This is a genomic window from Sphingobacterium puteale, from assembly GCF_050986225.1.
Lineage (GTDB): Bacteria > Bacteroidota > Bacteroidia > Sphingobacteriales > Sphingobacteriaceae > Sphingobacterium > Sphingobacterium puteale.
The window spans coordinates 98,924-113,265 of the sequence record NZ_CP158959.1 but is presented as its reverse complement, the minus strand read 5'-3'; the positions used below and the strand labels follow the sequence as shown (position 1 = coordinate 113,265).

8 protein-coding genes and 1 tRNA gene are annotated in these 14,342 nt (G+C 40.7%); 5 read left to right on the top strand and 4 right to left on the bottom strand.

Annotated features, from left to right (window positions below; genetic code table 11):
* Positions 1–123: 123 nt before the first annotated feature.
* From ABTV71_RS00510 to ABTV71_RS00500, 3 genes are all read left to right on the top strand, one after another.
* Positions 124–1,569, top strand: a complete 1,446-nt coding sequence (locus ABTV71_RS00510; RefSeq protein WP_433901888.1) for a glycosyltransferase — start codon at positions 124–126, stop codon at positions 1,567–1,569.
* A gap of 39 nt (positions 1,570–1,608) precedes the next feature.
* Positions 1,609–2,910: a nucleotide sugar dehydrogenase gene (locus ABTV71_RS00505; protein ID WP_433901887.1), complete on the top strand. Its 1,302-nt coding sequence runs from the start codon at positions 1,609–1,611 to the stop codon at positions 2,908–2,910.
* 626 nt (positions 2,911–3,536) lie between these two features.
* Positions 3,537–4,481, top strand: a complete 945-nt coding sequence (locus tag ABTV71_RS00500) for a class I SAM-dependent methyltransferase (protein ID WP_104384649.1) — start codon at positions 3,537–3,539, stop codon at positions 4,479–4,481.
* 258 nt (positions 4,482–4,739) lie between these two features.
* On the opposite strand, the gene ABTV71_RS00495 is transcribed toward ABTV71_RS00500, so the two are convergent.
* Positions 4,740–4,811, bottom strand: a tRNA-Glu gene (locus tag ABTV71_RS00495).
* Between the two features lie 104 nt (positions 4,812–4,915).
* Here ABTV71_RS00495 and ABTV71_RS00490 point away from each other — a divergent pair.
* Positions 4,916–7,468 carry a family 20 glycosylhydrolase gene (locus ABTV71_RS00490; protein ID WP_433901886.1) on the top strand — a complete coding sequence of 851 codons (2,553 nt, stop codon included), beginning with the start codon at positions 4,916–4,918 and terminating at the stop codon, positions 7,466–7,468.
* 157 nt (positions 7,469–7,625) lie between these two features.
* Here the strand turns inward: ABTV71_RS00490 and ABTV71_RS00485 are convergent, their stop codons facing one another.
* The 3 genes from ABTV71_RS00485 to ABTV71_RS00475 form a co-directional block, all read right to left on the bottom strand.
* The gene (locus ABTV71_RS00485; RefSeq protein WP_433901885.1) at positions 7,626–10,121 is read right to left on the bottom strand and encodes a TonB-dependent siderophore receptor; all 2,496 of its coding nucleotides are present in this window, start codon (positions 10,119–10,121) and stop codon (positions 7,626–7,628) included.
* 144 nt (positions 10,122–10,265) lie between these two features.
* Entirely contained in the window at positions 10,266–12,194 is a 1,929-nt protein-coding gene (gene nagB, locus ABTV71_RS00480) for a glucosamine-6-phosphate deaminase (protein ID WP_104384667.1), read from the bottom strand.
* 141 nt (positions 12,195–12,335) lie between these two features.
* Complete coding sequence (locus ABTV71_RS00475; RefSeq protein WP_121125332.1) at positions 12,336–13,484, bottom strand: methionine aminotransferase; 1,149 nt, start codon at positions 13,482–13,484, stop codon at positions 12,336–12,338.
* Positions 13,485–13,556: 72 nt separating this feature from the next.
* On the opposite strand from ABTV71_RS00475, the gene ABTV71_RS00470 reads away from it, so the two are divergent.
* Positions 13,557–14,237, top strand: coding sequence for a peroxiredoxin family protein (locus tag ABTV71_RS00470; RefSeq protein WP_104384669.1), 681 nt, complete (start codon positions 13,557–13,559; stop codon positions 14,235–14,237).
* Positions 14,238–14,342 lie beyond the last annotated feature (105 nt).

Below are 14,342 nucleotides of genomic sequence, written 5' to 3'. Positions count from 1 at the left end.
GGCACAAAATAAAGGCATGTATTTTGCGTTTATGCATTCGTAATATTTTCATTACAAAAGACCCTGTGCTTGGGCCAGCAAAGAAAATAAAAAGAAGAATGTATATCTAAAAATAGAACGGTTATGAATTACATGAAAGAAAACTCAATCGTATCAAAGCAGATGGCCAAACAATGGAAACCTGCCGTGTACGACGTCAATGAAGAACAGCAACAAGCTCAGACAACAGTAAACAAAGTCGAAGAAAGCAATTTTGGAACGAAAGAATACGTTATTTTTGGAGCGACTTTTTTTGTGTTATTTGCATCAGTCTTTGGTGTATATATGCTTCAGCCAGATTTTGATGCATTACGTTTCCAACGTTTAGACAGTATCGGCGGAATATTTTTAATTGGCTTAGGAATATTTTTAGCCGTTGCCGCCCTAAGTTTTTTGATCTTTTTGATTGTGCTTCACCGAAGATACAAACCAATTGCGTCTGTTTCGGATGAAGAGCTACCTACCTGCACAATTATTGTTCCGGCTTATAATGAAGGACAACTGGTATACGACACACTCCATAGCTTGGCAAGCAGCGACTATCCGGAGAAAAAACTCCAGATCATTGCTATTGACGACGGAAGTAAGGACAACACTTTTGCCTGGATACAACGTGCGAAGATGGAATTGGGTGATCGTATTGAAATCTATCAACAACCCAAAAACATGGGTAAACGCCATGCATTATACCGTGGATTTAAATTGGGGACAGGCGAAGTTTTTATTACAGTAGATAGCGATTCTGTGGTCAACAAAGATACCATTCGCAATATGGCCAGTCCATTTGTGACCAACCCCGAATGTGGGGCAGTAGCAGGTAATGTGCGTGTACTGAATAATAAAAAGGCAATCATACCTCGTATGTTAAATGTGAGTTTTGTCTTCAGTTTTGAGTTTGTACGTTCGGCGCAAAGTATGCTTGGAACAGTGATGTGTACCCCTGGAGCATTATCTGGGTACCGCAGAGAAGCTGTTATGCACTGCTTGGAGGATTGGATCAATCAAACTTTTATGGGACAACCTTCTGATATCGGAGAAGATCGCGCCATGACAAATATGATATTAAAACAGGGATATCATGTATTATTCCAATCGAATGCTTACGTATACACCGATACGCCTGTACGTTATAAAAATTTATATAAGATGTTTATCCGTTGGGAAAGAAGTAATGTGCGTGAAAATATTATGATGAGCCAGTTTGCCTTTAAGAATTTCCGTAAAGGGCCGAAATGGGGTGCACGTATCCTATTGATCATGCAATGGAAAAAAGTACTACTTTCCTATCCAATGATGTTATTAATGTTTTGGACCGTATTTCATTATCCATTGATGTTTTTGAGCTCAACGCTAGTCGGAATCCTTATATTCTCAAGTATTCAGGCTTATTTCTTTGCATCCAAAAATTCAGATGCAAAAGAAGCTTTCTGGGCTTATAGTTATAGCATATTTTACGCTTTCAGCTTATTTTGGATCACACCTTATGCCATTGCTACGGCTGGGCGTAAAGGTTGGTTGACAAGAGGCTAGTTTCGACGGAAAGAACGTATCTTTACTTTAAATATAAATATGACAGATTTTCAGATTAAAAAAATTGCCATTATTGGTCAGGGTTATGTGGGATTGCCTTTAGCGATAGCTTTCTCTGAATTCTTTCCGGTGATTGGCTTCGATATAAATAAAACTCGTATTGACGAACTTAAAGCTGGTATAGACCGTACACTTGAAGCAGATGGTGATGAGCTATTGCATGCACGGAATCTATTTACCGCATCGGAACAGCGCAGGGGCTACGATGCAAGTTCAACCGTTCATGATATCGCAGATGCCAATGTGTATATCGTCACAGTCCCGACGCCGATAGATCGTTATAACTCGCCTGACTTATCGCCGCTCTTGACAGCATCTAAAATGATTGGAGAACTGCTAAAGGCTGGGGATTTAGTTATCTATGAATCCACAGTCTATCCGGGATGTACCGAAGAAGAATGTGTCCCTGTTTTGGAAAAAAATTCGGGCTTGAAATTTAATCAAGACTTCTTTGTTGGCTACTCTCCAGAGCGTATAAACCCTGGCGACAAGGTGAATTCATTGCAAAAAGTAATGAAAGTAACTTCCGGAAGCACTGCCGAAGCGGGACTTGTGGTTGATGCGCTCTATAAAAAAATTATTCATGCCGGCACACATCTAGCTCCTTCCATCAAGGTAGCAGAAGCAGCAAAAGTGATTGAAAACGCGCAGCGGGATGTCAATATTTCATTTATGAACGAATTGGCCCTGATCTTTGATCGCGTTGGCATAGATACACAGGATGTGCTCGATGCTGCCGGAACAAAATATAATTTTCTCCGGTTCAAACCTGGTCTAGTTGGGGGACATTGCATTTCAGTAGATCCTTATTACTTAGCGCAAAAGGCGACGCAGCTGGGTTACCATCCGCATGTGATCTTGTCTGGCCGCGAGGTTAATGATCAGGTAGCTTCTTTTATTGCTTCCAAGGTGGTCAAACTGATGATACAGAAGAACATCAAATTTGACGGCGCGAAAGCCTTAGTGTTGGGGGTAACGTTTAAGGAAAACTGTCCTGATATCCGTAATAGCAAGGTCATTGACATGATCCATGATCTTAAAGAATTTGGTCTGGAAGTCGATATCTATGATCCTTGGGTAAATACAGATGAATTAAGAAAGCATTTTGGACTCGAATTATTGGAGACTCTACCGCAAACCGGTAATTACGACAGCATCATTCTGGCTGTAGGGCATCGTGAGTTTTTACACTTGGATCTCAAAAATTTAAAAAAGGATCCTTCTGTCGTATTTGACATCAAAGGAATACTTGACCGAAAATTGGTAGACGCCCGCTTGTAGTCTCATTTATTTGATACTATTTTTAGGTAACATTCTTTTAAAACCTTCAGTTCTCACCGCCAAATATGGTGAAAACTGAAGGTTTTTCCATATTTGGAGGAAATGTAATCATTTAATTAAAAAAAACCTTCATCAAATCTTTTGTTTCGCAATTAACTTAACACCACAATTATAGATCTGATCTCATTAAATTAAGCGCTATTTGGCACAAATTGCGGTAACTATGGAACTGTTAGGCGACACCGAGCTATTCACTAGCATTCAACCGGATAACCGTTATGCTATTTCTGAATAAGTCAATCGCTATTCAGAGATCCTTTTCCGCATTATACAGCGCCGGGTTTGTTGTGATTCTATTCTATCTAAAAAATTGACTCAAATGGCGGGAATTGATAAACAAATTATCCAATAATTATCCCGGCAAATAGCGATATAACTAAGCATACATCTAAATATGCAACTATACATCTACCTGACCTCCAATTGAATAATATTTTTTTGTTTATGTGTAGCATTTACCAATAATTATCCGTACTATTAATAAAACCTAAAATAAGGTTAAGGCCAAGGGAAAATTCGCCTTTGTCTGATCAATATCAGATAATGTAACTACTATAAACTAAATCATGGAAAATAATTTGCGAAAATCAGATCAATTTAATGACCACAGCTACGGCCTCCATGCCAATTGGTACAATACCCTCTATCCAGAAAAAGAACAAAAGATTAAGGTAATCAAATCTTTAAATAGTTACAATGGAAGTATCAACCATTGGTTACAGAACCTTTTTTTCAATTGTCTGAATCCTTTTACCAAGGATAAAAATGCGAAATGGCTTACCCTTGGTGATGCTTATGGACATGACGCGCGACATCTACTTGACCAGAATATCCAGGATGTCACCGCAAGTGATCTGGATGACAGTTTCCTGAAAGTTTCCCATGAAGAAGAATTTATAAAGGATTTCTCCGCCCAGAACGCTGAATCATTAACCTTGGAAGATGAGAGCGTGGATTATATACTCTGTAAGGAAAGCTACCATCATTTTCCACGTCCTTACGCCGCACTCTACGAAATGATCCGGGTAGCCAGAAAAGCTATTATAATTATTGAGCCACAGGACCCGATATCAAAAATGCCTTCCTTATTGTATTTGGCCAATCTACTGGGAAGAATCAACGACAGGACGATCAATAAGATCTGGAAAAATAGGTTCTCCTATGAAAAGGTGGGAAACTTTGTCTACAAGGTTTCGGAACGGGAATTTGAAAAATTTGCAGCTGGGCTTAATCTTCCTATGATTGCAATAAAAAAACTCAACCCAAACTTTTGGTTTCCGGGCAGTGAGCATATCAAAGCTAATAGAAAGGAGAAGCTTTTCAGGCGTATTCTTTTCAGAAAGAAAATACGTGATCTTTTTTCCAATTGGGGGATATTGCCGAGCCAGACACTTTCCATTGCCGTCTTTAAGAATATGCCCGATGATTCCCTAAAGAAATCCCTTATCGAAGAAGGATACAGATTGGTCGAGATCCCGAAAAATCCACATATCCAAAAGCCATCGTATTAATCACTTCTATTGTCCCTGATATTTGTTTCCGCGAGTTCATGTAAAAGGAGAAGATCATTTGCGGGCAATTGGACATGTTGGTACAGACCAAAATTAACCATCTGGACGTAGACAAACAGGATCTTCTTTTCGGAGTAATTCAAATCTGGGCTATTTCCCGCAATTTAAATGAAGTAAGATAAGTGCGACAGTATCGCTCCCGACGGGATTGGACGATTGAATTGCATAAAAAAAGCGACTCCTCTGAAGTCGCTTTTGTAGCCCGTAGGGGAATCGAACCCCTGTTTCAAGAATGAAAATCTTGCGTCCTAACCCCTAGACGAACGGGCCGTTTTTTGTTTCGGTGTGCAAATATAGAAAGTTTTCTATATCTGTCAAAATTTTATCGAAATTTTTATTCATTTTTTTTTAAATAGATCACAAAACCCTCTGAAATGGCTATATTTAGACTCATTGAAAAAGTAACCAACATGACTAATTTTAAAAAAATTAAAAACCCGCTACTCTATGCTGGTCTTGGCATGGCATTTTTTAGCCAAGCAGCATATGCTCAAAAACCGAGCTCAATTGCCGATCAGCTGCAAATCACCTGGCAAGTCAAGGATGGCCAGAATATCCGTAAAAATCCTGTCTCAACAATCATTCTGAAAAATAAGGGCAGAAGCGCCATACAGCTAAATGATTGGAGCCTCTGGTTTAATTTTATCCGGTCTATTGATCCTGATAAAGTAGATAATAGATTTGCCATTGACCACAGGAATGGTGACCTATTTCAGGTTAGCTTTAAGAAAAACAATTTTCTATTAAAAGCACAGGATACCATCCATATTGATTTTACCACAACTGGACTCGTCAATTATACCGACGGACCAATCGGTTTGTATGTAAAAAACAGCAAAACCGGGCTTTCAACAGATATTCGGAACTATACAGCAGTGAAAACCGCGCCTCAATCCGACACTGAAAAAGCGGATTATTGGTCTTATAAGTATGATCAGAACCAACTTACAGATGGAATCGAAGCACAAAGCATTATTCCTTTACCCAGTAATATTAACATCGACAATAACGCAAAGTTCATTATAACGAACGATACTAAGGTATTAATTGCCAGCGAATTTGCTTCAGAATCGAATTTTCTGACAGATTTTCTAAACAAGTACACGGGAATCAAACTATCTCCTTCTTCGGCAAAAGAAGATGGAATTGTTATCGTCAAAACAAATGATCTAAAACCTGAATCCTACCGGCTAAACATTGATGCAAAGGGGATACACATAGAGGCATCGGATAAAGCAGGTGCATTTTATGCCATACAGTCTTTGAAATCCTTGATTAATCATCAACAATGGAATAAAACCACAAAATCAATTGCCTTACCTTACGCAAAAATAGAGGATAGTCCTCGTTATGGCTATCGTGGATTTATGTTGGATGCAGCCCGTAATTTTCATAGCAAGGCAGAAGTGTTGCGCATTTTAGACCTGATGGCCGCCTATAAATTAAATAAGTTCCATTTCCACTTTATTGACGATGAAGGTTGGCGATTGGAAATTCCATCCTTACCGGAACTGACTGCTGTGGGTGCTAACCGCACCGCTAATTTCGAAGACGGTAAAGGAATTCAACCCGCTTATGGTTCTGGTGCCACTGCAAAAGCGCATCAATTCTACACCGTAGCTGATTATATCGAAATCTTAAAATATGCGCAAGCAAGACATATCGATGTGATACCTGAAGTAGAAACACCGGGGCATGCCCGTGCTGCGATCAAAGCAATGCGCGCGCGTTATGCTCACTTCACTAAGGTGGGCGACAAACAGAAAGCAGAAGAGTTCCTATTGGATGATGCGGATGATAAATCGATCTATAACTCTGCACAGAACTGGAATGACAATGTGATGAACCCTGCCTTACCTTCAACCTATCATTTCCTGAGCAAAGTGGTCGATGAAATCAAAGCTATCCATGAAAAAGCTGGAGTACCATTGAAAATTATCGATTTGGGAGGTGATGAAACACCAAGCGGAGTCTGGGAAAAATCGCCGAAGATCCTTGCTTTCATGAAGGAAAATAACATCAGTAATGTACTTGATGTATGGCCAATATATATCGCCAAAATAAATCAACTTGTCCAAAGTAAAGGTCTGACTATGTCGGGATGGGAAGAAATGGGGATGCGTAACAAAGGGAAAGGAATGGAAGTTAACGCTGAATTGGGTAAATCCGGCATCCATCTCAATGTATGGAACAACCTTCCGGGACAGGGACAAGAAGATTTAGCTTACCGCTTAGCAAATGCAGGCTATAAAGTGGTGTATACAAGCGCAGCAAACAATTACCTGGATATGTCATGGGATCGAGACTTTGCTGATCCGGGCCATAGCTGGGTGGGTACTGTAAACTTGAACAGAACCTATTCGTTCGCACCGGAAAACTTCTTCATCAACCTTCGTAAAGATGATACTGGAAAAGATCTCGTAAAAGAAGCTTATACTAACAAAGTGCAGCTTACTACTGAAGGAAAGAAAAATCTGCTCGGCATCAAGGGTGCACTATGGGCTGAAAAAGTATCCACAGACCAACGCCTTGAGGAGATGATATTCCCCCGGTTAATTGCTATTGCCGATCGCGCCTGGGCGCAAGAACAAGCTTGGGAAAAAGGTAATTCTTATGATGAAGCAACCTATCGTAAGTCGTATACAGCCTTTATTAAGAAATTAGGCGAGGATGAATTGAGGAAACTGGATATTATTAATGGGGGTTATACCTATCGCCTTCCGAAGCTTGGAATTAAACAAGAGGGTAACCAACTTTATATCAACACTGATTATCCCGGATTCAAAGTCTATTATACAGAGAATGGAAGTACACCGAATTTGAAATCAAAAGAAGTAAATGGCGCAATTCCTTTTCAAGCGGGCAACAAATATCTATTCAAGGTATTTGACTCCAAAGGTAGATCTGGAGATGTTATTGCCTATTAAAAACTGAGCTGGATTATTACAATAAATAGTGATATCCAATAAGCTCAAGCTCATCGGTGAAATAGCACGGCCGACAGCAGTTCTAAAACTGAAAAAGGGATGATTTCTATTCGAAATCATCCCTTTTTACTTGTGCTCACAATTAAATGCCATCTGCTTAAAACTTATAGCTTAATGATACGGCAGCATTTCTAGGGTCGATCTGATTGATAAAACCGCCTCGGAAATACGAGTTCAAGCCAATCTCATTGGTGATATTGTTAACAAATACTTTTGCATCAAACCTCTGCCATTTATAACCCACCTGTGCGTTTAAAGTTGTATAGGCTGGCATATTGAATGGTTTTTCGCCATAATATTCACCGTGGCCTTGCGGTGTTAGACTATATTCATTTACTGGACGATCGCCCACATAATAAACTCCGGCACTTAAGCTCAGATTTCTTAAAGCACCTTGATTAAAGACATATTGCACCCAGGCATTGGCCGTATGTTTTGGCGCATTCATTGGTGCGGAGCCATTCATGTAAGATGGAGAATTTTTATATCGGGCATCCAAATATGCATAGCCCAACATCACCGTTAGATTTTCCAATACACGACCATTTAATTCAGCTTCGATACCATCCCGGATTAAATCACCTGCTTTAAAATAAAGACCCGTCGGTTGATTTGCCTCATTATATTCCGCATTGGTTAAGTCAGACGTATAAATATGGAAATACGTTAAGTTGAAACGTAGTCTATTGTTCAACCAATCTGATTTAATCCCACCTTCGAATTGTTCGGTAGTTGAAGCACCTGCCTTGGTCCCATCAACCATTGGATTGGCTGCACTTCTGAGACTGGTTGAGTTCGTATAAGATCCGAATACATTGAAATTCTCGAAAGGCGTTACGATAACACCTGCCATCGGATTCCAGGCTGATACCCTCTTATTTCCGTTTGATGTAAAGTCCTTTGTCGTCATTTCAGAGTAACGCAAACCCAATACTGCCTTAATGTATTTACTGAATTCAATAACATCCTGTGCCATAAAGCCAACAGAAGAATAGTAATTTCTCACCGGCGTTTTAGCCTCAAAAGCCACCTTCTTTCCTGTCCGTTTATTTCCCAAAGAATCCACATAAGATACTTGATCCAAATCATTAGCCCAGTCGCCATGAATATCAATAACATCAATCACCCCTGCAGCTAAAGCCGCCTGGTCGGTCTTTTTTAAAAGAACTTTATCTTCTAACAGATTCAATTTGGTATCAAACGAAGTTGTTGTTGCATCCGCAATACGATAATCTACACCAGCCTGTACCAAATGCTTTACTTTGCCTGTATACAAATCCTTTCCGATCAAATCAAATTGGAAGGTCTTGTTTTTATCATCACGCAAACTCTTGCTCATCTTCCGTGAAAAGGTATTGAACTTTTCCTCACGGTCCTTTATAAGAGTCGCCGATGTTGTCAAGTTATCGACCTGATAAGATGAGGTTGCTATGGAAGCGCGAATACTCCAACGATCGGTCAATTCATGATTGATCTGCCCCATAAAGCTCTTCATCTCTGTATTCACATTATCAGAATTCATACCCAAGAATTTATTATTTGGGATGACATACAACGCATTTACCGATTGAGATTTGTGTAAGTTAACTGCCGAATTCACTGGGGTACGATTATCGTTGAAATAGTCTCCTTCCAATGTGATCGTTGTTCTATCGGTTGGCTTCCAAGCCAGTGATGGGTTTAGATAGACACGGTCGGCTGAAAGCCCTTTTCTGAAACTATCATTTCTTTCATAGGCACCATCCATACGAAAAGCGACAGTCTCCTTTTTATCCAGTACCGTCTGAAAATCGAATGTCGGCCGAAACTGTCCCCAGCTTCCTACACGTACCCCAACCTCGCCGGAGTTTGTAAAATTAGGCGTTTTGGTTACCACGTTAATCACCCCGCCGGCATTACCAAGGTCAGTAATAACACCTTGGGTTACCGCGGCAGACCCTTTGATCATCTGTATAGACTCTACCCCCTGCATATCAACAACACCAGAAGCAGTCTGGAACTGCGAGTCCATACGTACCCCATTTTTCAAAACTGGCACTCCTCTGAAACCTCTTGTAGACAATGATTCTTTGACACCGCCGTAAGAACCAAATAGCGTAACGCCCGGAATATTTCGAACAGCATCAGTCAATGTTAATATACCCTGATCTTGAATTACTTTATTGGATATCACCGATATACTCTGAATCTGATCGGAAGGTTTTAAAGGCATACGGGTAATCATCTCAAGCCCCTTTGGCTTTTTATTCCGCTCACCAAACACCTCCACTTCATCGATAGCCTGCTCATTGCTCACCAGCACCACCGGTTTTATGACCACCTCACGGCTAGCGGAGCTAAATACATAATCAACCGAGGTTGTTTGATATCCTAGATAGGTAAAACGGATAACCGCATTCTGATCGACACCCTGAAGTCTAAAATGACCTCTGTGGTCTGTCCGCACGGTTTTATCGCCGATTGAAACGGTCACTGAGCTTAATGGATTGTTGTTTGCATCAACAACCTTTCCTTTTACGATCCCTGAAGTTTGACCATATACAGCGCTTCCGATTAACAACGTAGAGGCAAGAGCAAGTAAGTGTTTGTCCATGTTAATAATTTTGGGTAATTATTTTTAATTATTCTAAATAACAGGGCAAAGATATAAAAACTCGCTTATTTAGAATAATTAAAAATAAAAAAAGCTCTGAATCGCTTATGATTCAGAGCTTTCCCAATATTAACTCAGTGTATTTTAGTCAAATTTCCATCGTACAAAAGCCTCTATCGCTTCGTAGTTAGCTAGACCTAACCTGTCATATAACGACGCGGTGTCACTCGTACGGTCTTCAGCACGTACCCAAAATTCACGTGGATCATCACCCGGGAATACAGGTAGATCTTTTTGGGATTGGTGTTTGAAGATCGCTAAACGCTTGCGGTACACCTCTTGTGGTGATAGGGGAACGGCCATTTCAATCTCATGGATTGGGTATTCATGCCATGCACCTCTGTACAACCATAACCAACAGTCTTTTGTCCACTCGTCTGTTTTGCTCAATCTTTTCAAGGCTTCGAATAAAATATCGAAACATACTTTATGTGTACCATGTGGGTCGGCAAAATCTCCCGCTGCAAATACTTGGTGCGGTTTTACCTGACGCAACAATTCCATTGTTTGTTGAATATCATCTTCAAACGATACTTCTTTCGCAAATTTTTGTCTGTCATAGAATGGAAGATCCTGGAAGTGGATATTTTCATCTGGCAATCCGACTAAACGAGCTCCGGCAATGGCTTCCCCTTTACGGATCAATGCCTTTATTTTGCGAACAAGCTCGGTATCGATCTGATTTGGTTTTTTCGTTGCAAAGATTGCTCTTTCCTCATCATAAATCTGATTGATCTGAGCGGCCTCCGCCTTTGCACCGATTTGATTTGCCAGATCCTCCGCAAATTCCAGGTAACGCACCACATCATCATCCCATACAGCCGTATTACCACAAGTTTGGTATGCAACATGCACATTGTGCCCTTGATCTGCCAAACGGATAAATGTTCCGCCCATAGAGATGACATCGTCATCTGGGTGAGGAGAAAATACGATCACATTTTTCTTGGCTGGGTTGGCACGCTCCGGACGTTGCGAATCGTCTACGTTAGGTTTACCGCCCGGCCATCCTGTAATCGTATGCTGAAGTTCATTAAAAATACGGATATTGATGTTATAGGCAGGACCAGTTTCAGTTACCAGTTTTGCCATGCCATGGGCATTATAGTCCTCGTCAGTAAGTTTCAAAATCGGCTTATTGATCTCTAAGGCCAACCAAACAACTGCCTTTTTAATCAAAGAGGGTGTCCAGGTAACATCTTCGGCTAACCATGGAAGATCAAAACGTGTCAACAACGACGCTGCTGCCTCATCCAAAATGAACTCGACATTATCCGACAGTTGAAGATATGTAGCCGGAATCTCTGCTGAAATCTCGCCTTCAACAGCTTTTTTGATGATCTCCGCTTTCGTTTCAGTCCATGCCATCAGAATGATCTCGCGTGCTTTGAAAATTGTACCCACACCCATTGTAATGGCTTTTCTTGGCACATTTTCTTTTCCACCAAAAGCGCGAGAGGCGTCACGACGTGTCAAATCATCTAAGGTTACAATACGAGTACCGGAGTTGGGCGCAGAACCCGGTTCGTTAAAACCAATGTGTCCGGTACGGCCAATACCTAGCAATTGAATATCTAAACCTCCAGCAGCTGTAATCTTTTGCTCGTATGCCTCACAAAATGCATTGACTTGATCAGGTGCCAGGGTACCATCAGGAATATTTACATTCGCCTTATCAATATCCACATGATCGAACAAGTTTTTGTTCATAAAGGTCACATAGCTCTGATCGGCGTCAGGTTGCATAGGGTAATATTCGTCAAGATTGAAGGTAATCACGTTCTTAAAGCTTAAACCTTCTTCTTTGTGCAAGCGAATCAGTTCTTGATAGACCTGCACAGGTGTGGCACCAGTGGCAAGACCCAGAACAGCTTTTTCACCTTTCTCTTGCTTTGCACGAATAATGTCAGCAATACGATTTGCAACGTTTTTCGAAGCTGAATTTTGATCTGGATAGACGCTTACGGGGACTTTCTCGAAGCGTGTTTCTTCCAATAAATTTAATCTAGCCATTTTATGGATATATTGATAAACGTGAATTACAAATTTATGAAATTAGTGAGTTAAGTTGAAGTAAAATTTTAATAAAGTGCCCTGTTCTTAACAATATTTTAAATAAAACCTTTTAGCCCCAAATTTAGCATCTAAAACAGGCTAAATTTTATTCAAAATAGCTACCGCTTCCGATAAAGTAACGTCCTGCTTGGCGAAACAAACGCGCAAAACTTGTTGATCTGTAGCCTGTTTGTAGAATGCAGAGAGCGGGATTGTCGCTATTTTATGATGTGTTGTCAAATAACGGGCAAAATCGAATTCTTTCTCCTGACTGATTGCACTATAATCCAGATTCAGAAAATAGGTACCTTCACAGGGTAGTACTTTAAAACGGGATTCCTTCAAACCATTTTTGAGCAAGTCTCTTTTTTTCTCAAAAAAACCAGCGAGATTATCGATGTACGCAATATCTTTTAAATATTCCGCGATCGCAATTTGCATTGGTGTATTGACGCTGAACACGTTAAACTGATGAATCTTTCGAAATTCTCGTGTCAGCATGGCCGGAGCTACACAGTACCCAATCTTCCAGCCTGTCGTATGCAACAGCTTTCCGAAAGAAGCAACAACAAAACTCCGCTCGCGCAAGGCCGGAATGCTCAAAACTGATTGCGGTTCAACGCCATCAAAGACAAGATGCTCATAGACTTCATCGCTGAGCAGCAGAGTGCCCGTACCTTCCAGAAGCTTGCCAAGTTTATTCAATTCTTCATTTCCGAGAACTTTTCCCGTAGGATTATTCGGATTATTGATAATCACCAGTCGTGTTTTTTCGTTGATCAACGTGGCCACATAATCCCAGTCAATTTGAAAATCCGGTGCCAATAATCGAACCGGAATAACCTTACCCCCAAACAATTCGATCGTTGGGGCATAACTATCGTATGCCGGTTCGAATATAATCACTTCGTCTCCAGCCCCGACCACTGTTGCTAGAGCTGTAAAGATGGCCTGAGTTCCCCCGGCTGTTATCGTGAGTTCCTCTGAAGGATCTACATCCACGTCATATACAACCTTGTATTTATTTACGATCGTCTCTCGCAGACTTTGTGCGCCGATCATCGGCGCATACTGATTATGTCCTTTTTCCATCGCCGCAGAAACCAATTGGGTTAGCCTGGGATCTGTTTCAAAGTCCGGGAATCCCTGTGAAAGGTTCAGGGCCTGCTCCGCATTGGCAAGCGTGGTCATCTGGGTAAAGATCGATGTACCGACATGTGGAAGTTTAGCTATTAGGTTGAAGTTCATTTTTTGACATTTTATTAATCTACTAAATTAGTGGATTTTCTTATATTTGTAAATATATAGAAGAATAGCAACATGATAAAATACATCACACTACTTTTTTTGGTTCTTCCGCTCTTTGGTTCAGCCCAGAAAAAAGAATTGACCAAACAGGAATACATTGCCCGTGTTAAAGCAGCACCGGATTCCATTTCAACATTAGTTGATTTGCGTCGTGTAGGCGGCTACGACCCTGTCTATACTGAGCTACAAGCCCTTTATAACACTCTGAGCGATAATGTCAAGAACTCCAGTGAAGGAAAAGAATTCCAGGAATATTTAAATGCACTGGAGACTGTTCAGATCGGAAAAGTCGCACCTGCTTTTACACAAAATGACACAACAGGCAACCCTGTACAACTATCCGATTTCAAAGGCAAGTATGTACTGCTTGATTTTTGGGCTTCCTGGTGTCCGGACTGTCGCGTTGAAAGTCCTGATCTCGTAAAAACTTATCAACAGTTCAAAGGAGACAACTTTGAAATCCTGGGTATATCCTTTGACAAGGACCGCAACTCCTGGATCAAAGCCATTCATGCGGATAAGCTACACTGGAGACATGTTTCTGACTTAAAACGCTGGCAAAATGATGTCGGCACATTATACGCAGTAAAGTCTATCCCTCAAAATGTATTGATTGACCCCAATGGAAAAATCATTGCCAAAAACTTGCATGGCGATGCTTTACGTGAAAAGCTAAAAGAAGTTTTGAAGTAGGTTTTCGGTATATATGGTTGCTGTCTCCTTCAAAGTCAGCATCAGAGATGAGGCTATAGGGGAATAATAACCATATTAAAAAGAATAGGTGCCCAAAAATCAGGC